Raw genomic sequence first — 24,702 nt, forward strand, 5'->3', positions numbered from 1 at the left:
GCAGCGGTAATTTCATACCAGACGGACAAAGTCTTTCTTCTAGGTCAAACGGAGAATTCGCGTGAACCGTGCCCTGCCATTCGTGTTCCTTCTTGCGTTGAGTGCCCCTGCTTTCAGCCAGACCGCCGACAGTCAGGGTGCGAAGCAATTGTCCGACGACTTGTCCCGCTATGTCGGCAAGCAGGCCATCGACAAAGGCATTTTGAAGGTTTCGCTCGAAGGTGGCGCCTACAAGATCGTGTTCGATTTCAAGGCACTTGCCGCATCATTTCCGGACCAGAAACTGCTGAAGTTCGACTTCGCGCCCTATGCCTTGATGGTCAAGCCGCGCAGCGACGGGTCCTGGGATGTCTCCATGGATTTCTCCCAAACCGCCTCCTTCGAGTTCAACGGACCCGAGGGGCTGCAAAGCACTCAGTTTTCGATCAAGGACGGCAAGGGCTCGGGCGTCTACGATCCAAATCTGGCGGCCTTCACCAGCGGCACCAGCTCGATGGCCGGCATGACGATGGCATCGAAGGATGCCAAGCAGCACATGGAAGCCAGCACGGGCGCCGGCATCGCGACCGTTGCCGCGACCAAGTCGGCGACCGGGGGCGTCGATTTCACAACCTCGCAGAAGGTGTCGAGTTTTGTCGAAGCGATCAATTTCGATGACCCCGAGAGCGGGCTGAAATTCCCGGTCACCGTCAGGTCGCCTGAACTGTCGGTCGAAGCCAGCGGCAAGGGCGTGCGGACCAAGCCATTGCTCGATCTCCTGGCATTTGCGGTGGCCAACGAGGACGAGGCGACGCTGAAGGACAACCAGGCGCAGCTCAAATCGCTTCTGCTCGCCGCCTTGCCGCTTTGGCAGCGTATCGACGGGACCTACGGTTTCAAGGATTTTGCGGTGGAAAGCCCGGTCGGCAATTTCGGCGCCACCCAGCTCAGCACCGTGTTCGGCACCGATGGCGTCGCCCAGAACGGCACGATCACGTACGGCATCAAGGCATCGGGGCTGACCGTGCCGACCCAGCTTCTGCCGAGCTGGAGCGTGGGGTTGTTGCCCACCGATGTCGATTTGAACTTTGGCGGCGCCAATATCGATCTCGACAGCATGGCGAAGAAGGCGATCGAAGCCTTTGATCTCAATAAGAATCCACCGCTGTCGGCCGAATTCGGCGAGCAGCTTAAAGTCGACTTCATGGCCAGGATGCCGAAGGTCGTGCTTGGCCACAGCACCGTGAAGAACAAGGACACGGAGATCGCGCTGGAAGGCGAGATGACATTCCTAGGCGAAAAGCCCGAAGGAAGCGTAACCGTCGATGTCGCCGGCTTCGACAAGCTTGTCGAAGGCCTGCAGGAAGCGGCAAAGTCGGAACCGGAGGTTGGCCAATACGTGCCAGTCGCTCTCATGGCGAAGGGCTTTGGCAAGACGCTGCCCGATGGCCGGCTGGAATGGATCGTCAATGCCAAGGCCGATGGCTCGGTCACCGTCAATGGCGTCATGCTGAAGCCCGCCGATCCGGCCGTGGACGACAGCTTGGATGATGGTGACGGCGCCGATGACAGCGGAGACGACAGCGGCGGCGCAGGTGCGAACTGAACCCCTGAAGCTGGAGTTCAGAGCCCCAGCGCGCTTGCGATCTTGGGCGCTGCCTCGTGCCAGTCCTGGACGACGACCACATCGTCCGTCACCGGCGGCAGGAATGCGCGCAGCGAATTGTCGGCCATCAGGTGGAACAGTTCGGCGTCGGCGACCGATTCCCGTACCGACGCCAGATTGTGCGGCTGATCGTCGACGAAAACCACCGGTCGGCCGGCCCTGCCGCGAAGCTTGGCCACTGCCGGTCCTTTGGCCATTTCAGTGGTCAGAAGCGGGTAGCTCAGCCCAAGCGCGTCGAGATGGACGCGACGCACGGCACGGTGCTTGTGCGGCATGGCCGTCAGCAAGATGATTTCCGCGCGGTCGCCAAACCCTGCCAGGGCTTCTGCAGCGCCGTCAGTAATGTTTTGCCAATCGGCTTGCGCGTCAAAGAAATCGGCCAGCAGTGCCGTGACTTCGGGCTGTTCGATCAGGCGGCCGCTAGCGGTCTCTGCTATGTTGCCGGTCAGCCGAAACGAGGCCAGCGTCAGGCCATAGCCGCGCGCCTTGAGGAAATTCGGAAACGGCCGGATGAATTCGAGCACGACATCGTCGACATCGAGGACAAGCAAGGGTCGGTCGTCGGCTACCAGTTCTTCAATCTGGCGCGCGGTTTCCGGATCATCGCTCATATGGAATGCTCGTGGTTGTCGTCGCCCAGCGGCAGCGACCGCAGCGCCTTGCCGACAGCAGCCGGCGGCGTGCCGGTTTCCTCGGCAAAGCGCATCAGCGTCGGCTCGTGGGCAAGAATGAACTGCAGCACACCGGCCATGAATCCCGGTTCGCTGGCGGCTTTGCGGATTGAATGCGCCTCTATGCCGGTGATCGCCAGAAAGCGCGGCAGCAGCTCCGGATCGGAGGCGACGAAGCCCAGGGCCTTCACGGCAATCGATTCCGCTTCTTCACGCATTGACGCTGCGTTTTCCATCACTACCTTCGGTGCGTGGAATGAGTCTCTCCCGCAATAATGGCAAGAGTTGCTGGCGGCAAGCGGTTAGAGCGGCGCCCGAGGTGGAATCCAAACAGCTTTTCGCACGGTGGATTTCCGTTTCGTCAATCATATTGCCGTAAAGTGAAGCAGGGTTTGGTGCGTTCAGACATGGGCGCATGACGGTCGCCTTCGAAGCGGAAGGGCAGCCGGGACGGGAAATCGATGCCGAAGAAGGTTATGATCGTCGAGGACAATGAGCTCAATATGAAGCTCTTTCGGGACCTCATCGAGGCAAGCGGTTACGAGACCGTGCGCACCCGCAACGGTCTGGAAGCGCTCGATCTGGCGCGCCAGCACCGGCCGGATCTGATCCTGATGGATATCCAATTGCCTGAAGTGTCGGGGCTTGAAGTGACCAAATGGCTGAAGGAAGACGACGAGCTGCACGTCATCCCGGTCATTGCGGTGACCGCCTTCGCCATGAAGGGTGACGAGGAACGTATCCGCCAGGGCGGCTGCGAGGCTTATATTTCGAAGCCGATCTCGGTGCCGCGTTTCATCGAAACCATCAAATCCTATCTGGGCGATGCGTGATGTGCCCTTTCAGCCGAGCCGGAGCCTTGTGAAATGACTGCGCGGATCCTCGTCGTCGACGACATCCCTGCCAATGTGCGGCTGCTGGAAGTCCGGCTGCTGGCCGAATATTTCGAAGTGCTGACCGCCACCAACGGGCCGGATGCGATCGAGACCTGCGAGAACGGCAAGGTCGATGTCGTGCTGCTCGACGTGATGATGCCGGACATGGACGGCTTCGAGGTCTGTCGGCGGCTGAAGAGCGATCCGGCGACATCGCACATTCCGGTGGTGATGATCACCGCGCTCGACCAGGTTTCCGACCGCGTCCGCGGGCTCGAGGCCGGCGCCGACGACTTCCTGACCAAGCCGGTCAACGACCTGCAGCTTATGACGCGCGTCAAGAGCCTGGTTCGCCTGAAGTCGCTGACCGACGAGTTGCGGCTGCGCGCCTCGACGACGCGCAACATCGGCATCGAGGAGTTGCTCAGCCGTAATTTCGCATCCGAGGACACGACGCCCAAAGTGCTTTTGATCGACGAACGCAAATCATCCGTCGAGCGCATCCAGAAGATGCTGCGCGACCGGGCCGATCTCGACGTCACACATGATCCGCATGCCGGTTTCTTCCAGGCCGCCGAGACGTCCTATGAATGCGTGATGATCTCGACCGCGTTCGCCGATTTCGATCCGCTGAGGCTCTGTTCGCAGTTGCGCTCGCTCGATCGCACCCGTTTCGTGCCGATCATCCTGCTGGCGGAGGAGGGCGAGGAGGAACGCATCATCCGCGGCCTTGAACTCGGCATCAATGATTATCTGATGCGGCCGATCGACCAGCAGGAGTTGACGGCGCGGCTGCGCACCCAGGTGCGCCGCAAGCGCTACAACGACCAGCTGCGCGCCAGCGTCACCCAGACCATCGAAATGGCGGTGACCGACGGCCTGACGGGGCTGCACAACCGCCGCTATCTAGACAGCCATCTGCAGACGCTGTTCGATCGCGCGGTGGCGCGGCGCCGGCCGCTGTCGGTGATGATCACCGACCTCGACCGCTTCAAGGCGATCAACGACGCGCACGGTCATGACGGGGGCGACGAGGTTCTGCGGGAATTCGCACGACGGCTGCGCAAGAATGTCAGGGGTATCGACCTTGCCTGCCGTTTTGGCGGGGAGGAGTTCGTCGTGGTGATGCCGGACACCGAGGGCGCGGTGGCCGAGAAGGTAGCCGAGCGCATTCGCGCCGAAATCGCCCAGGCGGCTTTCGCCATCGGGCAGGACGGCAAGGCGATCGAAGTCACGGTCAGCGTCGGCGTGTCGTCGGTGCTGAAGGGGGTGGACACGGTCGCGGCGCTGATGAAGCGTGCCGATCTCGCGCTCTACGAAGCCAAAAGCGGCGGCCGAAATCGCGTCGTCGCCAAGGCGGCGTAGCGATCCAGCCCCGATTATCCTGTCAACCTGACAGGGTTACCCGTTTACCTTAATCCAAGCGATTCGCGAGCCTTGGTTAAGAAACTGTTGATTTTCATAAACTCTTGCGCAACTGTGCAGGCCTAGACGAAGCCGGCACGAGGATAGAAAGCCGGCTCCGATCCTGGGAATACCCCATGATGCTCAGGTCCGCCGCATCTCCTGGGTCCGTGGGGTCGGCCGGCCGGCGCTGGCACATAGTGGCCTCCTCGTACCGCTGCCAAACGCCGACCGGCCCCCTTTTCTCCGAAAGAACATTAGAACTCCGTGCCAAAGCACGGAGGAATCTGCGTTTTTGCACGTGAAATCGGAATACCCGTTTTAGCCGTTCCTACACAGTTTCGCTGTGAGGGCAGCCAACGATGAGGGGGAAGAGCACCCCTTCCATTTCATACATATGGCGCGCAAGAGGCTTGCGGCAAGACCCGGCTCCTCCCGTAAAACCGCGACCCAAGCCAGGGTGCGGAAAACGGGAGTTACGATAATGATTTCAGATCATGCGGTTGTGATCGCCGGGGGTGGTCCGACGGGATTGATGCTGGCGGGCGAACTGGCGTTGGCAGGCGTCGACGTTGCCATTGTCGAAAGGCGGCCGGATCAGAAGCTTGCCGGCCTGCGCGCGGGCGGCCTGCATGCGCGCACCCTTGAGGTGCTCGACCAGCGCGGAATTGCGGATCGGTTCCTCTCGGAGGGCCAAGTGAGCCCGGCCGTGGGTTTTCACATGATCCGCCTGGACATCAGCGACTTCCGAACCCGGCACAATTATCTGCTGGCACTGCGGCAAAACCACATCGAGCACATCCTGGCCGACTGGGTCGGCGAGTTGAAGGTACCGATCTATCGCGGACACGAGGTTACGAGGTTTACGCAGGACGACAGCGGCGTCGACGTCGAACTGTCCACCGGTCACCGCCTGAGGGCCGCATATCTGGTCGGCTGCGACGGAGGCCGCAGCACCATTCGCAAGGCGACCGGTATCGAGTTCGCCGGATGGGATCCGACGATGAGCTGGATGATTGCCGAGGTCGAAATGTCGGAAGAACCGGCATGGGGCTTCCGCAGCAACGCCTCCGGAATTCATGCCCTGGGCAAGATCGAGGGCGGCAAGAAGGTTGGCGTCGTGCTGACGGAACCATGCCTGGAGGCGCGCGGCGACCCGACCCTGCGCGAGCTCAGCGAGGCGCTGACTGCCATCTACGGCACCGACTTCGGGGTCCACAGCCCGACCTGGCTCTCCCGCTTCACCGACATGACGCGCCAGGCTGCCGCATATCGCGACAGGCGCGTGCTGCTGGCGGGTGATGCCGCGCACATCCATCCGCCGATGGGTGGGCAGGGCCTCAATATCGGCGTGCAGGATGCGGTGAACCTTGGATGGAAGCTGGCCCAAGTCATCAAGGGGATATCGCCGGAAAGCCTGCTCGACAGCTATCACGCCGAGCGTCATCCGGTTGCCGCCCGCGTGTTGCGCAATACGATGGCGCAGGTCGCGCTTCGCCGCACGGATGACCGCAGCAAGGCCTTGGCCGACACTGTTGCCGAGTTGCTCGGCATGGATGAAGCCCGCAAGAAAATCGCCGCGGAGATGTCTGGTTTGGGTGTCCATTACGATCTTGGCGAGGGGCATCCACTGCTTGGGCGGCGAATGCCCGATCTCGATCTGACCACCGCCGGCGGGCCGTTGCGGGTCTTCACCTTGCTGCACGACGCGCGGCCCGTGCTGCTCAACTTCGGTGAGCCCGGCAGGCTGATCTCGCGCCCTGGGCTGATCGGGTCCGGCAGATCGACGCCGGTTACGCCGGTATCTGGGACCTCCCGGTGCTCGGGAGGGTCGCCGCGCCCGGCGCCGTCTTGATCCGGCCCGATGGTTATGTGGCTTGGGCCGGGGCGGGAACCCAACAGGGGCTGGTGGACGCGCTGACCACCTGGTTCGGGTCGCCTGCTGCCTCAGATTAGCAGATACGATCGAAGCGCGATCGCGCGACCGCCTTGAAAGTATTGCGTCGCTCCCTCCGACAGGGCTCCTGACAGCTGGTTGACAGGAGTTTTCTTCTGTGCAGAAATTGGTTGGACCATTGGACCACTTGGAGGAAATGTGGACCAGAACAGCCTGCCACCCATCCAGACCTCGGCTCGCGACGACGCCGTGTTGAAGGCGTTGGTGGGATTTGTTCGCGCCGAAGCCCTGCAGCCGGGTGAGAGACTTCCAACCGAACGCATTCTGGCCGAGCGGCTGAAGGTCAGCCGCAACACCGTGCGCGAGGCACTGACGCGCTGGGAAGGGCTCGGCCTCGTCGAGAGGCGCCAGGGCAGCGGCACCTATCTCAAGGCGGCTGTTTCACACGATATGCTGCACATGCCGCTGACGCTGGCGGGCGGCAATGATTTCACCAGCCTGATGCAGACGATGGAGATCCGCCGCGCACTGGAGGCGGAGGCCGCAGCTCTTTGCGCCGAACGCGCCAGCCAGGCAGATATCGCCGAAATCGCACGCAAGCTCGACATCATGGAGCAGGCGTTCCGCACACGCGACGGCATGTCGTCGGAAGAGGATTGGGAGTTCCACCAGGCGATCTACCGGGCCTCGGGTAATCCGCTGTTCGAGCAGATCATCGCCGCCATGTACGAGTTGTTCCACCGCTTCTGGGAGCATCCGCTCGGCGTGCGCGACTTCGGCCACGCCAGCTTTCCCTATCACCGCACCATCTACGAACGCATCGCCGCGCGCGACCCGCAAGGCGCACGCGCCGAGGCGCTCAAGCTGATCGCCACCGTCGAAGACGATCTCAAGCGCGGTGCGGCCAAACTCAAACTTTCGAGCCAGACATGAACGAGCATCCAACAGGTTTCGATCACGACTATCTTGCCGAGGCCGCGACACTCTTGGCGCATGACGAACCGTTCCCTGGCGGCGCGGTGGTGCCGCCGATCTACCAGACCTCGCTGTTCACCTTCGCCAATTATGCCGAGATGGCCGATACCTTTGCCGGGAAACGAAAGCAGCCGATCTATTCGCGTGGCGACAATCCGACGGTGATGGAGTTCGAGGCGCGCGTGGCAGCGCTTGAGGGCGCAGAAGCTGCACGCGGCTTTTCCAGCGGCATGGCGGCGATCAGCGCCACGGTGCTTGCGTTCGTTGGGGCAGGCGAGCGCATCGTGGCGGTGCGCAATTGCTATGGCGATGCCTACCGGCTGTTCGAGCGGCTGTTGCCTCGGCTCAACATCAAGGTCGACTATGTCGACGGCTCCGACCCGGATGCGGTCGCGGCGGCACTTCCCGGCGCCAAGCTGCTCTACCTGGAAAGCCCGACCTCGATGATGTTCGAGCTGCAGGACATCGCGCATCTGACACGGCTGGCCAAGGAACAGGGCATCGTCACCACCATCGACAATTCCTGGGCGACGCCGGTGTTCCAGAAGCCGATCGCGCATGGCGTCGACCTGGTGCTGCATTCGGCCTCGAAATACCTTGGCGGCCACAGCGACACCGTCGCTGGCGTCGTCGCGGGTTCGGCCGCTCATATCAAGCACATCAACGAGCAGACCTATTCCTATCTCGGCGGCAAGCTGTCGCCATTCGAAGCCTGGCTGTTGCTGCGCGGCTTGCGCACGCTGCCGCTGCGCCTGCCGCACCACATGAAGAGCGGCCTGACCATCGCCGAACGGCTGAAGGCGCATGCCAATGTCGAGCGCGTCAACCATCCTGTCTATTCGAACCATCCGGGCAAGGCGACACTGGCCGGCTATGCCGGTCTGTTCTCCTTCGAGGTGACGGACGAGATCGACATCCCCGTCTTCGTCGATGCGATGAAATATTTCCGCATCGGCGTCAGCTGGGGCGGGCATGAAAGCCTGGTCGTGCCGGCCAAGGCGTCGCTGGAGCAGACGCCTGGCCTGAATTCGATGGCGCGCTTCGGCGTCAGCCCCCGAACCATCCGCTTCAATGTCGGATTGGAGAGTGTCGAAGACCTGTGGGCGGATGTCGCCCAAGCCTTCGAAAAAGCCAGAAAATAACAAGCGGGTTCAAAATGGGAGTCTTGAACATGAAAAAACTGACCGTCATGCTTGCCACCGTTGCGGGACTGGCGATTTCCGCCGGAAATGCCGTGGCCGATTCGACCCTGAAAATGGTCGAAGTCATCACCAGCCCGCCACGCACCGAGTTCCTGAAAAAGCAGATCGCCGAGTTCGAAACAGCCAATCCGGGCATCAAGGTCGAGCTGATCTCGCTGCCCTGGGGCCAGGCCTTCGAGAAATTCCTGACCATGGTGCAGGCCGGCGATACGCCCGACATCGTCGAAATGCCGGAACGCTGGATGGGCCTCTATGCCAACAACGCCCAACTCGAGGATCTTGGCCCCTATATGGCCAAATGGGACGACGCCAAAACGCTGGGCGACCGCGCCAAGCAGTTCGGCTCGACCGTCAACAACACCCAGTTCATGATCCCTTACGGCTACTATGTGAACGCGCTGTTCTGGAACAAGAAACTGTTCAAGGAAGCCGGCCTCGATGGTCCGCCGGCGACGCTCGATGATTTCATCGCCGACGCCAAGAAAATCTCTGCGTTGCCGGGCAAATATGGCTACTGCCTGCGCGGCGGGCCGGGCGCTTTCAACGGCATGCACATGTTCATGAACATTGCCGCCGGCAAGGGCGGCTACTTCAACGAGGATGGCACCTCGACCATCAACGAAGAAGGCTCGGTCAAGGGCCTGCAGATGCTGGCCGACATGTACAAGGACGGACTGGCGCCGAAGGATGCGGTGAGCTGGGGTTTCAACGAAACGGTCACCGGCTTCTATTCCGGCACCTGTGCCATGCTCAACCAGGATCCGGACGCGCTGCTCGGCATCGCCGACAAGATGAGCGCCGACGACTTCGCCGTGGCGCCTTTGCCGGTCGGGCCGAGCGGCAAGTCCTATCCGACGCTGGGTTATGCCGGCTGGGCGATGTTTGCCAACTCGCAGCACAAGGACGACGCCTGGAAGCTGATGGCGACGCTGCTGTCGCCGAAGGACAATCTGCAATGGGCCAAGGAAGTCGGCGTCGTCCCGATCCACAACGGCGCCGACCAGGATCCCCATTTCAAGACCGAGCAGTTCAAGGGCTGGTTCACGGAGCTGAGCGACAGCTCCAAATATGAAATGGTGACGCCGCCGACACATCTGGAAAACCTTGGCAACTTCGTCGACCAGGTGGCGATCAAGAATTTTCAGGAAGTGCTGCTTGGCCAGAAGACGGCCAAGGACGTCGCCGACCAGTGGGCTGCCTTCCTGACTAAGGAACAGCAGGATTGGCTGGCGAAGAACAAGAAGTAGCTCTTCTTTCCTTCTCCCCGTTCACGGGGAGCAGGTGTCACGAAATGACGGATGAGGGCAGCACTAGCTTCTGCCAGGTTAGCGCTGCCCCTCATCTGTCTACGGCATCTTCTCCCAGTTTCACGGGGAGAAGGACGCTCTCCGCCAGCCGACGTTCCAGGAGTGACCCCTAAACCAATGACCTATGCCGTGTCCGAAATACGATCCGCCGGCCAGCCGCGCCGCAAGCGGTTATCCCACGCCGCAATCGAGCCATGGCTCTATCTCAGCCCGGCGATCATCCTGCTGGTCGTGGTGCTTCTGGTGCCGCTGGTCATCGGCATCAGCTACTCCTTCCGCAAATTCTCGGCGTTCAAGTCCGAATATGTCGGGCTTGGGCAGTATCAGGCGATGCTGTCGGATCAGGTGCTGGGGCAGGCGCTGGTCAACACGTTGTGGTGGACCGTCGCCAGTCTGTTTTTCCAGTTCTTCCTTGGCCTCGGCCTGGCGCTGCTGCTCGACAAGCCATTTCGCGGCCGCAAGGCCGTGCAAGCCCTGGTGTTCCTGCCCTGGGCGGTGCCGTCCTTCTTGTCGGGCCTGACCTGGGCCTGGCTGTTCAATCCCATCATCGGCCCATTGCCGCACTGGTTGTTTGCGTTGGGGCTGAAAGCCCAGCCGACCAATGTGCTTTCCGATCCCTCAACCGCCATGTGGGGGCCGATCGTCGCCAACATCTGGTTCGGCATTCCGTTCTTCGCCATCACGCTCTTGGCGGCGCTGAAATCCATTCCGTCGGAACTGCATGAGGCAGCGGCCATCGACGGCGCTTCGCCTTGGCAGCGCTTCACCAAGGTGACGCTGCCGTTTCTGGCGCCGACCATCGCCATCACCGTGATGTTGCGCACCATCTGGATCGCCACCTTCGCCGACCTGATCTTTGTCATGACGGAGGGCGGGCCAGCCGGCTCGACCAACACGGTGCCGGTCTACATCTATGTCAGCGCCTTCAAATCGCTGGACAAGGGCTATGCCTCGGCGGTGGCGGTGCTACTTCTCGTCCTGCTCATTGCTTATGCGATTGCGCTGATCGGTATCCGCCGCACCCTGGTGAGGCACGTCTGATGATCGCAGGACGCTCAACCTCGCAGCGCTTCTTCGGCGGCATCGGCCTCTACGCGGCAATCGCGGCTTACGTGCTCTTTGCCTTGTTCCCGATCTACTGGACGCTAAAAATCTCGGTCACGCCGGAGCGGCTTCTCTATTCCGAAGGCATCACCTTCTGGCCGTCGCACATGACGCTGCAGAATTTCGTCACCGTGCTCGAGACGACCGATTTCCCGCGGTATTTCCTCAACAGCGTCATCGTCTCGGTCTCGACGGCGGCACTGGTGACGATCATCGCCACGCTCGCCGGCTATTCCATGTCGCGCTTCACCTTTCGCGGCAAGGCAGCACTGGCGCTGATGTTGCTTTTGACCCAGACCTTTCCGCTGGTGATGGTCATTCCGCCGATCTACCGCGTGATGGGGCAGATCGGCCTGATCAACAGCCTGACCGGGCTGATCATCATCTACACCGCCTTCAACACGGCCTTTGCCACCTTCCTGATGCAGTCGTTCTTCGACGGCATTCCGAAGGATCTGGAGGAAGCGGCGATGATCGACGGCTGCACCCGCGCGCAGGCGATGCGCAAGGTGATCGTGCCGCTGACGCTGCCAGGCATGGGCGCGACGCTCGGCTTCGTCTTCACTGCAGCCTGGAGCGAGCTATTGTTCGCGCTGATGCTGATTTCCAGTGACGACCAGAAGACCTTCGCTGTCGGCCTGCTCACCTTCATCGGCAAGTTCGCCGTCGATTGGGGGCAGATGATGGCGGCGTCCATCCTGGCGCTGATCCCGGTCTGCATCTTCTTCGCCTTCCTGCAACGCTATCTCGTCACCGGCCTCACCGCCGGCGCCGTCAAAGGATAGATCGATGGCCTCTGTTACGCTCGAAAAGGTCCGCAAGGACTATGGCGCCGTCCGCGTCCTGCACGCGGTCGACCTTGAAATCGCCGATGGCGAGTTCGTCGTCCTGGTCGGCCCGTCAGGCTGCGGCAAGTCCACGCTTTTGCGCATGATCGCCGGGCTGGAGGAGGCTTCCGGCGGCGAGATCCGCATCGGCGAGCGGCTGGTCAATGACGTGGCACCCAAGGACCGTGACATCGCCATGGTGTTCCAGTCCTACGCGCTTTATCCGCACATGGACGTGTCGAAGAACATGGGCTTCAGCCTGCTGCTGAAGAAGGCGGAGAAAACGACGATCGAGACCAGGGTGGACGGCGCCGCCAAGCGGCTCGGGCTCGACACATTCCTGCAGCGCCTGCCGCGGCAACTGTCTGGCGGCCAGCGCCAGCGCGTCGCCATGGGCCGGGCGATCGTGCGCGACCCCAAGGTCTTCCTGTTCGACGAGCCGCTGTCGAACCTCGACGCCAAGCTGCGCGTCCATATGCGCGCCGAAATCAAGGCGCTGCACCAGCAACTGAAGACGACATCGGTTTATGTTACACACGACCAGATCGAGGCCATGACCATGGCCGACCGGATCGTCGTCATGCATGACGGGCTGATCCAGCAGGTCGGCGCGCCGCTCGATCTCTATGATCGGCCGGCCAACATGTTCGTCGCCGGTTTCATCGGCTCACCCGGCATGAATTTCCTGCCGGCGACGGTTCGCAAGGGCGTTACCCCGCAGGCCGTGCTGACCGATGGCCAGGCGCTGAGGCTGCCGGAAGGCCTGCCGCTCAAGGATGGCGACGCAATCACCGTCGGTTTGCGGCCTGAGCATATCAAATTGGCGGACGACGGCGCGTTGAAGGGCGAGGTGGGGGTGGTCGAGCCGCTCGGGCTTTCGACGCAGTTCTACGTCAAGCTGGCCAGCCAGCAGCTTTGCGTCTTTGCCATGGGCCGTGCCGGCGTGAAGCCCGGCGACGAGGTACGGTTGGCGGCCGAACCACACCAGCTGCATCTATTCGATCCGAAGAGCGGTGAGCGCATCGGCTGAGGGGACTCAGCCAGGGCGGATGCGGGCAGCCGGATCAGGCCGCTATCGGGCGGGAATACACGGTAACGCTACATTTCAATTGGATAAAATAGCGGAACGTCCAAGAGACATTTCCGGAACCTAACAGGACCAGTCGGACCTTTGCGTGTAGGGCACAAGACCTTAGTCCCGCCGTCTTCTCAAAAAACGGAGGTTATTTCGCCACGAACTAGGCCGCCGTCGGAGCTAGTCAACACCGACGGCGGCACCTGCAATATGGGTGAGTGGGTTGTGTGCGGCTATGGTGTGATCGCGGAAGGGTGATTGTAAATCGCTAACCGCGAGGGCTTCTTTTAGACAGCGGCGAGCTGTCCAACGGGTTCTCAGCCGACTTGGCCGATCGCCGCTCCTTCAGCCACAGGGACTTCTTTCTCCTTGCCAGGTTCTCGTCTCGAACGCTGTCTTCGGCGGTCACTCCGCCATGCATCGCGGCAATCACGTAGTCGGCTCTGTTGGTTCGAAAGTCGCCTTTTTGTACGGACATCGTTTTCTCCCAGTGCGAGGCATTTCCCCCCTTTTTGCCTGACGCTGAAACTAACTGCCTATCCGTGGTGCAAGTCTACCAATCGGCGATTGTATTAAAACGATACACTCAGCAGGTATGGTGATGGCGCGATCGCACGAGAGGAGCCCATGCCGGCGGGGCTTCTTCATTGACCCGGTTGTGATCCTTGCGGGGGTGCCGCGGCGGGAGGGGCCGGAGCCTGCGGTGCGGGTTCCGTGGAAGGCGGGGCGGGGCTGTCAGGCTGAGGTGCAGGCTGTGCGGCCTCTTCCTCAGTCAGAACCTGGTCAGTCCTGGCCTTGATCTCATCGGCCGTCTGCTGGCTTATCAGCCCGTGGCTGACGGCGAAACCAGCAGCCAGAGCGACAAGGGCTGCAATGATTGCAGCTTTCAACTTCTTCGACATCCATAGGCGCCTTGTTCGTGACACCCAACCCACGGCCAAGGGTGCCGCAACCATGGCGAAGGGTCAATCCTTTGGCTGGAGTCTCTGCTCGGATGCAACGAAATCAATTGGCTACAAACGAAAAACGCCGCCCATTGGGCGGCGTTTCGGCATTGCAGCGGGAAACCCAGATTACTTGATCTTGGTTTCCTTGAATTCGACGTGCTTCTTGGCGACCGGGTCGTACTTGCGGAACGACAGCTTGTCGGTCTTGGTGCGGCTGTTCTTGCTGGTCACGTAGAAGAAACCGGTGTCGGCGGTCGACAGAAGCTTGATCTTGATGTTTGCGGCTTTAGCCATGATATCAGTCCGTTTGTTCGTGGGGTTTTGGCCGCTGGAGCACGGGGAAACACCCGGACGCGGGAAACTTAGCGCGACACATAAAGAACGCGCCCGGAAAGTCAAGCCCGGCAAGCCTCGTGCGATCCGCCTGAGCCTGCTGGTGAACGGAAATCATGCGGTTTCTGTCGCCGGTGCAGCAACCTTCTTCCAGTCTCCGGTCGTGTTCCACCAGCGATTCGGATTGGCGCGGTCGTCCAGCCCCTTGGAACGGCTGGCGAGAATCGGTTGAATGCGGATCACCGGTTCCTGATAGGAATGTGCTTGGAAAATCGCCTCGACGACACGAGCGGCCAGCGCCTGATCGTCCGGCAGTTCGAAGGAAACCTCGACCGTGCCGGGCCGCCGCCTCAATTCGGTTTCGGCGCCGGCGGCCGCACCGTCAAGCGGCCTATAGCGTTCGATGCCGTGCGCCGACTGATAGGCATTGCGGTCATACTTGCCCATGGCCAGCGGCGCAATCGCCACCACGGCATCCATGATGCGGTCGACGTCGGCGGCCGGAGCCTGGAACGTTACGAGCAGAAGCAGTGTCATTCGTAGCGATGTGGTTTCAAAGCCGCTGTCGATCATGGAAATGTCCTCGAGTGTTTTGGGACACCTTTTTAGCCCTGTGCTCCTGACACGGTTCTGTCAGCAGCCTGTCACCGTGCCGTGCCAAATGCAGGGCTGGCCGCAGTCGCGCTACAGCAGGATCTTGCGAACCAACCTGACGGCGACCAAAGCGATATAGGCCGCGAAGAACAGGCCGAGCGACCAGCCGAAGCCGGACGGGCCGAACGCATCCATGCCGATGCCGATCGCCTGCGGGCCGAGCACCATGCCGACGCCGTAGCACAGCACGAAGGCGGCGTTGGCCGACGCCAGTTCATGGCCGGAAAGCTGCGAGCCGAGATGGGCGAGGCCGATCGTGTACATGGCAGCGACGACGCCGCCCCAGACGAACAGAAGCGCGGCCATCAGATGCCAATTCTGGGCGAAGAAGGGCATGAAGACGGTGCCGATAAGACCGACCGTGGCGCAGGCAATCAGCAGGTAGCGGCGATCGCTGACGCGGTCGCTGATCATGCCGATCGGGATCTGCAACAACACATTGCCGAGGCCGATCATGGTCAGGAGAAGTGCTGCATCGGCTTCGGAATAGCCGATTCGGCTGCCATAGATCGGGAACAGCGCAAAGCCGCCGGTTTCCACCGCGCCGAACACCAGCACGGCAGCGGTCGCCGACGGCACCAGCCAGATGTAGCGCAGGAAATTGCTGGTTTCGCCATCCGAGGCGATCGACGGGCTCTCGTTGCGTGCTGCCAGCACGGGTATGGCCGCCAGCGTCACCAACGCGATGATGACGCCGAACGGCCTGAAGCCGGAACTGCCGAGATGGGCGAACAGCCATGGTCCGGCGGCAAAGCCGAGCGACAGGACAGTGGCATAAATGCCCAGGACAAGGCCGCGTCGGTGCGGCGGCGCCGAGGTGCTGATCCAGAATTCGGACAGGATGAACAGCACCGTCAGCGCAATGTGCAGCACGATGCGCAGCGGAAACCACATCCAGAAATCGGGTGCGAAATGAAAGCCGACAAAGGCCAGCGCGCCGGCGGCGATCATGGCGATCATTGTCCAGGCAACGCCGAAGCGCATGGCGAGCGGGGTCGCCAGCGGCGCTCCGGCGATCGAGGCGAGGCCGGCGACGGCGGTGTTGAGGCCGATCATCGAAGCCGAATGGCCGCGCGTTTCGAGGATGACGCTGAGCAATGGCATGCCAAGGCCGATGGCGATGCCGACGACGCTGATCGACGAGATCGCCGCCACCATCGGCAGCCAGTGTACGCGTTCGTCGCCCTGTGGTTGAGTATCGACCGTCATGGGATGCTGAATACTCTGCCTGTTTGATCTTACGCAATTCCGGGCGGAAAACCGCGTCACACTTTTCCTGGAATTGCTCTAGAGAAGTTCGCGGGTGAAGCGGCTGCGGACAAGCCGGTAGAAGGGCACGGGGCCGCCTGGACGCAACAGCGGGTCATGGGCGAGGCGCTTTTCCAGCTCGCCCAGGATCATTCGGGTGATGTCGGGTATGTCGGCTTCCCTGGCCTTGGCAAGCGGCAGCCAGACCAGCTCTTCCAGTTCGTTGGTCGGACCGCCACCGGGCAGTTCGACCGCGACGTCATCACGCCAGGCGCTGAAGAAGCGGGTGTCGAAGCGGCGCACCCGGTTGGGCGGCGTGATCGCGCGCGCGACGAAGCGCAGCATGTCCAGCGAGGGTTGCACGCCGTGTTCGGCAAAACCCTGCCAGTCGGACCTGGAGGTTGCGAAGGCACCCTTGCGGCCGATCAGCAGCCCGGCTTCCTCATAGGTTTCGCGGATGGCCGACAGGGCGATGGCGCGGGCTCGTGCGGCGCTTGTGCGCCCTGGCCCGGCGATCAGCCTGGCTTCCTGCTCCGGATGCAGGGCGGCGACGACCGGTATGCGGCTGTCGGCCGGATCGGTGCGGCCGCCGGGAAAGACGAACTTGCCCGGCATGAAGGCGTGGCCGGCATGACGGCGACCCATCAGAACCAGCACGTCATCGTCCTTGCGGTCGAGCAGGATGAGGGTTGCCGCGTCGCGCGGGCGGATTGGCCGGTCGCTATGAGCGACCATGCTCCGCTCGATCTTGTCGACTTCCGCCTTGGTCATACCGTCCATGCGCAGGACCTAGCGGAAACTTCTGGCAAGCGAAAGTGGCCTTTCACGGTCGGTATGTTGCGCCAGGCAGCATTCCTGGCTGCGGCCTAGGCTCCGGGATGCGGCTCGATCACGTCGTGCTCGCCGCCGAAGCCGTGCATATAGAAGGCCCATTGCAGTCCGATGACAGCACCCTTGATCGGCTGCAGCAGCGCAACCGACAAAAGGATGGTCAGCGGCACCCAGATGGCGATGTGCTGCCATGTGGACAGCGTCGACGTCGCCTCAACGCCCATGAAGGCGCCCAGCACGATATGGCCGACGATGACGATGACGAGATAGGCGGGCAGGTCGTCGGCCCGGTGGTGATGCAATTCCTCGCCACAGACACTGCATGTGTCGACGGTCTTGGTGAAAGCGCGAAACAGCTTGCCTTCGCCGCAATGCGGGCAGCGGCCGAGCAGGCCGCGCTTCATCGCCGTCCACAGCGGGCGCGTGGTCCGGCCCGAGTGATGTTCTCCGCCGAAAACCTGTTCTTCCATGGCTGTTGTCATCATCGTCTCCTGCCGCGCGAACCCGGTCGCGATTGCGACGCGCGGGCGCGGCCCTTGGCCTTGTGAAACGACCGTTTGGAGCCCGGCAGAGGCTTCGGGTCGGTCAACATCTCGAAGCGCATCGCCCCGGCCATCGGCGCCACCTCGATGAGTCGGACCTCGACACGGTCCGCGAGCTGATAACCTTTGCCCGAGCGTTCTCCGAACAGGGAGCGGGCCGTTTCATCGTATATATAGTAATCGCCGCCCAGAGTTGACACCGGGATGAAACCATCCGCGCCGTACTGCGGCAATTGGACAAATAGTCCTGACTTGGTGACGCCGGAGATGCGGGCATCGAACCGGTCGTCGACGCGTTCGGCGAGATAGCTGGCGATCAGACGGTCGACCGTGTCCCGCTCGGCCGCCATTGCGCGGCGTTCCGTGCCGGAAATCAGCACGGCGACATCTTCGAGCCGTGCCGCTTCGTCCTGCGTCAGTCCGCCCGGACCCAATCCGAGTGCGGCAATTAGTCCGCGATGCACGATCAAATCGGCATAGCGGCGGATCGGTGAGGTGAAATGGGCGTAGCGGCGGAGGTTGAGACCGAAATGGCCGATGTTCTTTGGCGAGTATTCGGCTTGGCTCTGCGAGCGCAGAACCACTTCGTTGACCAGGCCTTCATTGTCGGCGCCGCGCACGCGCTCCAAAATGCCGTTGAACTGGCTTGGCTGCATCTGCGCGCCGCGCGCAAGTGACAGGCCCAATGTCTGCAGGAACTCGCGCAGCGATTCCTGTTTGGCCAGCGATGGCGCGTCATGGACGCGATAGACCAGTTCCTGTTTCTTCGCCTCGAGCGTTTCGGCCGCCGCGACATTGGCCTGGATCATGAATTCTTCGATGAGCTTGTGGGCATCGAGCCGGTCCGGCACGATGACGCGATCGACGGTGCCGTCCGGCTTTAGCACGATCTTGCGCTCCGGCAGGTCGAGTTCGAGCGGCTGGCGGCCATCGCGGCCGCGCTTCAGGATCGCATAGGCGTCCCACAGTGGCTTCAGCACGGTTTTGAGGATAGGGCCTGTCTTGTCGTCCGGCGCGCCCTCGATCGCCGCCTGAGCCTGCTGGTAGGCGAGCTTTGCCGCCGACTTCATCATGACGCGATGGAAGGAGTGCCTGAGCTTGCGGCCCTCGGCCGAAAAAACCATGCGCACTGCCAATGCCGGCCGGTCCTGGCCCTCGCGCAGCGAGCAGAGATCGTTGGAGATGCGCTCGGGCAGCATCGGCACGACGCGATCCGGGAAATACACCGAATTGCCGCGCTTCAGCGCTTCGCGGTCGAGTGCCGTGCCGTAGCGCACATAGGCGGCGACGTCGGCGATGGCGACAGTGGCGACCACGCCGCCCGGGTTCTTCTCGTCGAGATCCGGCGTGGCGAAGACGGCGTCGTCATGATCCTTGGCGTCGGCCGGATCGATGGTGATCAACGGCAGGTCGCGCCAATCCTCGCGGTGATCCAGCGTCGCGGGTTTGACCGCTTCGGATTCTGCGATGACGTCGGCCGGGAAGATATGCGGAATGTCGTGTGCGTGGATGGCGATCATCGAGACCGCCTTTTCGCTGGTCAGCGAACCCAGCACGTTGAGCACCTTGGCTCTCGGCAGCCCATAGCGGGAAGCCCGCGCGGGCTCGACCTCGACCAGGTCGCCGTTCTTGGCGCCGTTCTGGAATTCCTTGTCGACGATCAGTTCGGGCTGGCGCCGTTCCACCGGCTCGATGCGGAAGGTGCCGTCCTGCAAGATGCGAAAGACACCGAGCACGGCATCGGTGCGTTTTTCGAAAATCTTCACCACCCGCCCGGTGTAGGCGGGGCCGCCCAGGGCAACGTTCGTCTCGTCGGCCGGAAAGGTCTTGGCCAGCACGCGGTCGCCAATGCCGGGCGCCGGTCCACTGCCACTGCGCGACAGGCGGATGGAAACGATGGGCGGCGGTCCATTGGCCGTGTGTTCGGTAGGACGCGCCAAGAGCACGCCATCGGCATCACGGTCAAAAATATCGAGGACCGTGACATGGGGCAGGGCGCCGACGCGGGCCAACCCCTTGCGCTCCTTGGTAAGGACGCCTTCGTCCTGCAAGTCGCGCAAAATGTCCTTCAGCCAGATGCGATCGTCGCCGCGCAGCGCGAACGCCTTTGCGATGTCGCGTTTGCCGGCGCGATCGGGATTTTCGGCGATGTAGCGCAGGATTTCGTCACGCGACGGCCGGTAGTCGTCCTTGACCTTGGCCCTGGTGTCGGCGGTGCGCGGATCGCCGTGGGTTCTGCCGGTGATCTTGCGCGCCACGCTGCCCTATCCTTTTTTCTTCGCGGCCGGCTTCTTCGCAGCCGGCTTCTTGGCGGCTACTTTCTTGGTTGCCGGGGCCTTGGCCGCCGCTGCCTTGCGGAACGGCTTCTTGCCGCCGCCGCCCTTGGCTTCCTTCTCGGCAATCAGCGCCAGCGCGTCCTCGATGGTCACCGACTGTGGATCCCTGCCCTTGGGCAGGGTGGCGTTGACCTTGCCGAAATTCACGTAAGGTCCGTATTTGCCGTCGCGCACGACGATCTTGCCGCCGCCATCGGGATGGTCGCCAAGCTCCTTGAGCGCAGCGGCAGTGCCGCCATTGCGTCCGCCCTTGCCCTTCAACTGCTTCTCGGCGATCACCGACACGGCGCGGTTGAGGCCGATCGAGAACACGTCCTCGATGCTCTCGAGATTGGCATAGGTGCCGTCATGCAGCACGAACGGACCGTAGCGGCCGAGCCCGGCCGAGATCATCTTGGCCGTTTCCGGATGCTGGCCGACATCGCGGGGTAGCGACAGCAGCGCCAGCGCCTTTTCGTGATCGATCGATTCTGCCGTCCAGCCCTTGGGCAGGCTGGAGCGCTTGGCTTCCTTGCCGTCGCCGCGCTGCAGGTAGGGGCCGAAGCGGCCGCTCCGCAGCGTGATTTCCTCTGACGTGTAGGGATCCTTACCGATGACCTTGGTGCCGTCCTCGCCGCCGCCATTCTCGCCATTCGGATTGGCGGCGTCGCCGAGCTGGCGGGTGAAGGAGCATTCGGGATAGTTGGAGCAACCGACGAAGGCGCCGAACTTGCCGAGTTTCAGCGACAGATTGCCGGTGCCGCATTTCGGGCAGATGCGCGGGTTCGAACCGTCTTCGCGCGCGGGAAACACCAGCGGCGCCAGTTCCTCATTGAGCGCGTCGAGCACGTCGGTGACGCGCAGTTCCTTGATGTCGGCGACGGCACCGGAAAAATCCTTCCAGAAATCGCGCAGCACGTCCTTCCAGGCGAGCTTGCCGTCCGAGATCTCGTCGAGCTTTTCCTCGAGGGACGCGGTGAAGTCGTACTCGACATAGCGCTTGAAGAAGCTTTCGAGGAAGGCCGACAGCAGCCGGCCCTTGGCCTGCGGCACCAGCCGGCGCTTGTCGATGGTGACATAGTCGCGGTCTTCGAGCGTCTTCAGGATCGCCGTATAGGTGGAAGGCCGACCGATGCCGAGTTCTTCCAGCTTCTTGATCAGCGACGCCTCGGAATAGCGCGGCGGCGGCTCGGTGGTGTGCTGGGTGGCATTGATCGCCTGGCGGGCAAGCTGCTCGCCGGCGCGGATTTCGGGCAGGCGACGATTTTCCTCGTCTTCCGTATCGTCGTCCTTCTGGTCGGTGTAGGCGGCAATGAAGCCGTCGAAGCGAACGACCGAGCCGACGGCGCGAAGCTCGGCGGTGCGCGATCCATTGACCGCTTCGATCTCGGCGGTGGTGCGCTCGATCTCGGCCGACTGCATCTGGCTGGCGATGGCGCGCTTCCAGATCAGCTCATAGAGCCGCATCTGGTCGGAATCGAGATATTGCCTGACCGATGCCGGCGTGCGCATGAAATCCGTCGGGCGGATCGCCTCGTGCGCTTCCTGGGCGTTCTTGGCCTTGGCCGTATACTGGCGCGGCTTTTCCGGCAGGTATTTTGCGCCGAATTCCTTGGTAATGGCGTCGCGTGCGGCGTCGATCGCCTCGGGTGCCATCTGCACGCCGTCGGTTCGCATATAGGTGATGAGACCTGTGGTCTCGCCGCCGATCTCCATGCCTTCATAGAGGCGTTGCGCCACCTGCATGGTGCGGCTGGCCGAGAAGCCGAGACCTGACGAAGCGGCCTGCTGCAGGGTCGAAGTGGTGAAGGGCGGGCCGGGATTGCGCTTGGTCGGCTTGGCTTCCACCGACACCGCCTTGAAGGTTGCGCCATCAAGCATCGACTTGATGTCGTCGGCCTGCGCCTTGTTGGAAATGTCGAGCTTTTGCAGCTTCTTGCGGTCGAAGGCGGTCAGCCGCGCTTCAAAATTCTCGTTGCGCGGCGTGCCCAGCAGGGCGGCGATCTGCCAGTATTCCTCGCGGATGAAGCGCTCGATCTCGGATTCGCGGTCGCAGACGAGACGCAACGCAACCGACTGGACGCGGCCGGCCGAGCGGGCGCCCGGCAGCTTGCGCCACAGCACCGGCGACAGCGTGAAGCCGACGAGATAATCCAGCGCCCGGCGGGCGAGGTAGGCATCGACCAGCGGTGCATCGATCTGGCGCGGATTGGCCATCGCCTCCAGCACCGACGATTTGGTGATGGCGTTGAAGACGACGCGGCTGACCGGCTTGTCCTTCAGCGCGCGCTTCTGCTTCAGCACTTCCAGCACATGCCAGGAAATCGCTTCGCCTTCGCGATCCGGATCGGTGGCGAGGATCAGGCCGTCGGCGTCCTTGACCGCCTTGGCGATGTCGGCGAGGCGTTTGCCAGAGGCGGTGTCGACCGCCCAGGACATGGCGAAATCCTCATCCGGACGCACCGAGCCATCCTTGGCCGGCAAATCCCTGACATGGCCGAACGAGGCCAGAACCTTGTAGTTCTTGCCGAGGTATTTGTTGATTGTCTTCGCCTTGGCCGGCGATTCGACGACGACGACGTCCATGAGGTCTCATATCAGCTGTGGTGCGGCAGAAGAATTCCGCTGCGCGCGACGAAATCTCGTTCTATTTGTCGCTCACATGGCCGCGCTTTTGCATCCGGTCAAGGGGAAGCGCCCAAATTGCGGGCCGGTCCGCAGCAATACACTCTAAGAGTGTATGGAGAAAATCACAGAATTTTGGGAAAGGGAGATGTGGTGCCGAGCCGGCGAAAACGACCTGGTTTCACTTTTCCACCGAGTCGCGGAGTGACGGCCGGGAATAGCGTCGGTTCGACGCCAGAACGGCTGATTGATGCTGGCCGCCGGCGGCATGAAGCGATGCCCGGCGACCAGTCAGCAGGCGGGACTGGGATAGAGTGGCTTAGTCGGCCTTGACGATGTGCCAGACTTCGCCGACGCCGTCGCCGGTCACGTCGCCGGGCTTCTTGTCCTTTATGAAGGTGTAGACCGGCTTGCCGTCATAGGCCCACATCTTGGTGCCGTCGGTGCGGTCGACAACGGTCCATTCGTCATCCGCCTTGGCGCCGGCTTCGGCCTTCAGCGGCGGCCAGTTGGTGGCGCATTTGTCATAGCAGTTGGTCTTGCCCTTCTCGTCCTTGTCATAGGTATAGAGCGTCATGCCGTTGGCATCGGTGTAGATCTTGGTGCCAGCGACTTCCGCTTCCTTCCACGCTTCGGCGGCGAAGGATNGGTGTAGATCTTGGTGCCATTGACCTCGGCTTCCTTCCACGCGTCGGCGGCGAAGGATGCGGCTGTGCTGAGTAGAAGCGCTGCCAGTCCTGCGGTTATGGTTTTCATGGAAATCTCCCTGACTGATATCTGGAGACGCGCGGGAAATCGCGGCCTCACAGCATCAACGCCTGCGGGCTGTGGTTTCTTCCTGGCAAGTGCGTCGGGCAATGGATGATCTTGCCAACACAATGGTGATTGGTGGACAAGGCTGCGCGTCGCTATATCGGCGTCACGGCATTGGAGTTCTTGGAAATGGCATTGGACATCGGCTATGTCAGCGCGATCGGGGCGGGAGCTATCTCGTTCCTGTCGCCTTGCGTGCTGCCGCTGGTGCCGCCTTATCTCTGTTATATGGCCGGCGTGTCGGTCGACGATTTCCGCGGCAATGCCGGTGCGACAGCGCGTGAAGGCGCACGCGGCGCGCTGCTCTTTTCCTCGATCGCCTTCGTGCTCGGCTTCTCGACCGTCTTTGTCGCGCTGGGCGCCGGCGCCTCGACCATCGGCCGGCTGCTGCGCGTCTGGCAGGAGCCGCTGGCAATGGGCGCCGGTGTGCTGATCATCCTGATGGGCCTGAATTTCCTCGGCATCCTGCGCATTCCGCTGCTGTCGCGCGAGGCGCGCTTCCAGTCGCAGGGCAAGCCGGCAAGTGCCGTCGCGGCCTATGTCATGGGACTGGCCTTCGCCTTCGGCTGGACGCCCTGCATCGGCCCGGTGCTGGGGCCGATCCTGACGCTGGCAGGTGGCCGCGAAACGGTGGGCGAGGGCGCGCTGCTGCTCGCCGCCTATTCGCTCGGGCTGGGCATCCCATTCCTGATCGCCGCACTGTTTTCCGGCGCCTTCATGCGCTTCCTCGGCAAATTCCGCGTCCATCTCGGCCGCGTCGAAAAAGCGATCGGCGCGCTGCTGGTCGTCGCCGGGGTGTTTTTCCTCACTGGTGGCGTGCAGACGGTGTCGTATTGGCTGCTGGAGAATTTTCCGGTGCTGGGGCGGCTGGGGTAGGTTTGATCTAAATTTGGATGCGGCTCACCGCAACGCGGTCACGAGCTACCGTGGGATCGCTGAGAACTCGCTCGATCCAAGAATGGGTATCCGGACTTGGAAAAGCGATCTTGCCAATCGCCGTGGTGTCATTTTGCCAAATTTCTTCGCGCATTAATCCTCGATCTTTCAGCTCCTTCAGGCATTCAAGCGTTGCCATGGCAATGGGCGCAAATCGCACTATCTTTTCGATATCGAATCCTGCCTCCCGAATGTCGCGAGCCAAAGTTACAACCGCGAAATGTGATGCTGTTTCGGCTTCGCTGTATCCGCTCTCGAGAGACAGTAGCGCGACACCTGCTCCGTAGGGGGTGATGTCAACGCCAAGATACCTTGCAAAGTTCTCTACACTACCAAGCCTTGAATTTTTCTGGTCGGCGCTCGAAACAATTTCTCGCGAGATATTCGACTGCTTTTTTGAAAACGGCCACATGTGAATTATCCCCGAGACGATTAGAAAATTTAACATGATCTAACAGCACCGGCTATCGCTTTGC

The 24,702-nt window shown here is 62.0% G+C and carries 22 protein-coding genes and 1 pseudogene; 11 read left to right on the plus strand and 12 right to left on the minus strand.

Features of this window, described 5'->3' with window-relative positions; translation table 11 throughout:
• The first annotated feature begins 61 nt into the window (after positions 1 to 61).
• Positions 62 to 1,585, plus strand: coding sequence for a hypothetical protein (locus X735_RS155195; RefSeq protein ID WP_023810531.1), 1,524 nt, complete (start codon positions 62 to 64; stop codon positions 1,583 to 1,585).
• A 17-nt stretch (positions 1,586 to 1,602) separates the two neighbouring features.
• Here the strand turns inward: X735_RS155195 and X735_RS155190 are convergent, their stop codons facing one another.
• Positions 1,603 to 2,256 carry a hypothetical protein gene (locus tag X735_RS155190; protein WP_023810532.1) on the minus strand — a complete coding sequence of 218 codons (654 nt, stop codon included), beginning with the start codon at positions 2,254 to 2,256 and terminating at the stop codon, positions 1,603 to 1,605.
• Positions 2,253 to 2,552 carry a DUF3572 domain-containing protein gene (locus tag X735_RS155185; RefSeq protein WP_023810533.1) on the minus strand — a complete coding sequence of 100 codons (300 nt, stop codon included), beginning with the start codon at positions 2,550 to 2,552 and terminating at the stop codon, positions 2,253 to 2,255. Before X735_RS155185 ends, X735_RS155190 begins: the two co-directional genes overlap by 4 nt.
• 225 nt (positions 2,553 to 2,777) lie before the next feature.
• Between X735_RS155185 and X735_RS155180 the strand changes: the two genes are divergently transcribed.
• The 9 genes and pseudogenes from X735_RS155180 (at position 2,778) to ugpC (ending at position 12,937) form a co-directional block, all read left to right on the plus strand.
• Entirely contained in the window at positions 2,778 to 3,149 is a 372-nt protein-coding gene (locus X735_RS155180) for a response regulator (protein WP_013531932.1), read from the plus strand.
• 33 nt (positions 3,150 to 3,182) lie between these two features.
• Positions 3,183 to 4,556 (plus strand): PleD family two-component system response regulator, encoded by a 1,374-nt coding sequence (locus tag X735_RS155175; protein ID WP_023810534.1) that lies wholly within the window; start codon positions 3,183 to 3,185, stop codon positions 4,554 to 4,556.
• A gap of 523 nt (positions 4,557 to 5,079) precedes the next feature.
• Positions 5,080 to 6,551 (plus strand): annotated as a pseudogene (locus X735_RS01000000165745) (FAD-dependent monooxygenase).
• A gap of 139 nt (positions 6,552 to 6,690) precedes the next feature.
• Positions 6,691 to 7,425 carry a FadR/GntR family transcriptional regulator gene (locus X735_RS155170; RefSeq protein ID WP_023810535.1) on the plus strand — a complete coding sequence of 245 codons (735 nt, stop codon included), beginning with the start codon at positions 6,691 to 6,693 and terminating at the stop codon, positions 7,423 to 7,425.
• Positions 7,422 to 8,609 (plus strand): PLP-dependent transferase, encoded by a 1,188-nt coding sequence (locus X735_RS155165; RefSeq protein WP_023810536.1) that lies wholly within the window; start codon positions 7,422 to 7,424, stop codon positions 8,607 to 8,609. Before X735_RS155170 ends, X735_RS155165 begins: the two co-directional genes overlap by 4 nt.
• Positions 8,610 to 8,638: 29 nt before the next feature.
• Positions 8,639 to 9,916 carry a sugar ABC transporter substrate-binding protein gene (locus X735_RS155160; RefSeq protein ID WP_023810537.1) on the plus strand — a complete coding sequence of 426 codons (1,278 nt, stop codon included), beginning with the start codon at positions 8,639 to 8,641 and terminating at the stop codon, positions 9,914 to 9,916.
• Between the two features lie 177 nt (positions 9,917 to 10,093).
• Entirely contained in the window at positions 10,094 to 11,017 is a 924-nt protein-coding gene (locus tag X735_RS155155; RefSeq protein ID WP_023810538.1) for a sugar ABC transporter permease, read from the plus strand.
• Entirely contained in the window at positions 11,017 to 11,865 is an 849-nt protein-coding gene (locus tag X735_RS155150) for a carbohydrate ABC transporter permease (RefSeq protein ID WP_023810539.1), read from the plus strand. Before X735_RS155155 ends, X735_RS155150 begins: the two co-directional genes overlap by 1 nt.
• A gap of 4 nt (positions 11,866 to 11,869) precedes the next feature.
• Positions 11,870 to 12,937, plus strand: coding sequence for a sn-glycerol-3-phosphate ABC transporter ATP-binding protein UgpC (gene ugpC / locus X735_RS155145; protein ID WP_023810540.1), 1,068 nt, complete (start codon positions 11,870 to 11,872; stop codon positions 12,935 to 12,937).
• A 313-nt stretch (positions 12,938 to 13,250) separates the two neighbouring features.
• On the opposite strand, the gene X735_RS1000000167350 is transcribed toward ugpC, so the two are convergent.
• The 9 genes from X735_RS1000000167350 to X735_RS155100 all read right to left on the minus strand — a co-directional run bounded on the left by X735_RS1000000167350 (position 13,251) and on the right by X735_RS155100 (position 23,165).
• Entirely contained in the window at positions 13,251 to 13,460 is a 210-nt protein-coding gene (locus X735_RS1000000167350; protein WP_013531922.1) for a hypothetical protein, read from the minus strand.
• A 595-nt stretch (positions 13,461 to 14,055) separates the two neighbouring features.
• Positions 14,056 to 14,223: a 50S ribosomal protein L33 gene (gene rpmG, locus X735_RS155135; RefSeq protein ID WP_006201775.1), complete on the minus strand. Its 168-nt coding sequence runs from the start codon at positions 14,221 to 14,223 to the stop codon at positions 14,056 to 14,058.
• 153 nt (positions 14,224 to 14,376) lie between these two features.
• Positions 14,377 to 14,835, minus strand: a complete 459-nt coding sequence (locus tag X735_RS155130) for a hypothetical protein (protein WP_023810542.1) — start codon at positions 14,833 to 14,835, stop codon at positions 14,377 to 14,379.
• A gap of 111 nt (positions 14,836 to 14,946) precedes the next feature.
• A complete protein-coding gene (locus X735_RS155125; RefSeq protein ID WP_023810543.1) occupies positions 14,947 to 16,125 on the minus strand; it encodes an MFS transporter in 1,179 nt (392 codons plus the stop codon).
• Positions 16,126 to 16,203: 78 nt separating this feature from the next.
• Complete coding sequence (locus tag X735_RS155120) at positions 16,204 to 16,944, minus strand: NUDIX domain-containing protein (protein WP_023810544.1); 741 nt, start codon at positions 16,942 to 16,944, stop codon at positions 16,204 to 16,206.
• 86 nt (positions 16,945 to 17,030) lie between these two features.
• Complete coding sequence (locus X735_RS155115; protein WP_023810545.1) at positions 17,031 to 17,465, minus strand: DUF983 domain-containing protein; 435 nt, start codon at positions 17,463 to 17,465, stop codon at positions 17,031 to 17,033.
• An 11-nt stretch (positions 17,466 to 17,476) separates the two neighbouring features.
• A complete protein-coding gene (rnr, locus tag X735_RS155110; RefSeq protein ID WP_023810546.1) occupies positions 17,477 to 19,795 on the minus strand; it encodes a ribonuclease R in 2,319 nt (772 codons plus the stop codon).
• Positions 19,796 to 19,801: 6 nt separating this feature from the next.
• Positions 19,802 to 22,438 (minus strand): type I DNA topoisomerase, encoded by a 2,637-nt coding sequence (topA, locus tag X735_RS155105; RefSeq protein ID WP_023810547.1) that lies wholly within the window; start codon positions 22,436 to 22,438, stop codon positions 19,802 to 19,804.
• Between the two features lie 358 nt (positions 22,439 to 22,796).
• Positions 22,797 to 23,165 (minus strand): hypothetical protein, encoded by a 369-nt coding sequence (locus tag X735_RS155100; RefSeq protein WP_050592671.1) that lies wholly within the window; start codon positions 23,163 to 23,165, stop codon positions 22,797 to 22,799.
• Between the two features lie 254 nt (positions 23,166 to 23,419).
• On the opposite strand from X735_RS155100, the gene X735_RS155095 reads away from it, so the two are divergent.
• Positions 23,420 to 24,166: a cytochrome c biogenesis CcdA family protein gene (locus tag X735_RS155095; RefSeq protein WP_023810549.1), complete on the plus strand. Its 747-nt coding sequence runs from the start codon at positions 23,420 to 23,422 to the stop codon at positions 24,164 to 24,166.
• A gap of 7 nt (positions 24,167 to 24,173) precedes the next feature.
• Here X735_RS155095 and X735_RS155090 read toward each other — a convergent pair whose 3' ends face one another.
• Positions 24,174 to 24,638, minus strand: a complete 465-nt coding sequence (locus X735_RS155090; protein ID WP_023810550.1) for a hypothetical protein — start codon at positions 24,636 to 24,638, stop codon at positions 24,174 to 24,176.
• Between the last annotated feature and the right edge of the window lie 64 nt (positions 24,639 to 24,702).

Source organism: Mesorhizobium sp. L2C084A000 (assembly GCF_000502875.1).
Taxonomy (GTDB): domain Bacteria; phylum Pseudomonadota; class Alphaproteobacteria; order Rhizobiales; family Rhizobiaceae; genus Mesorhizobium.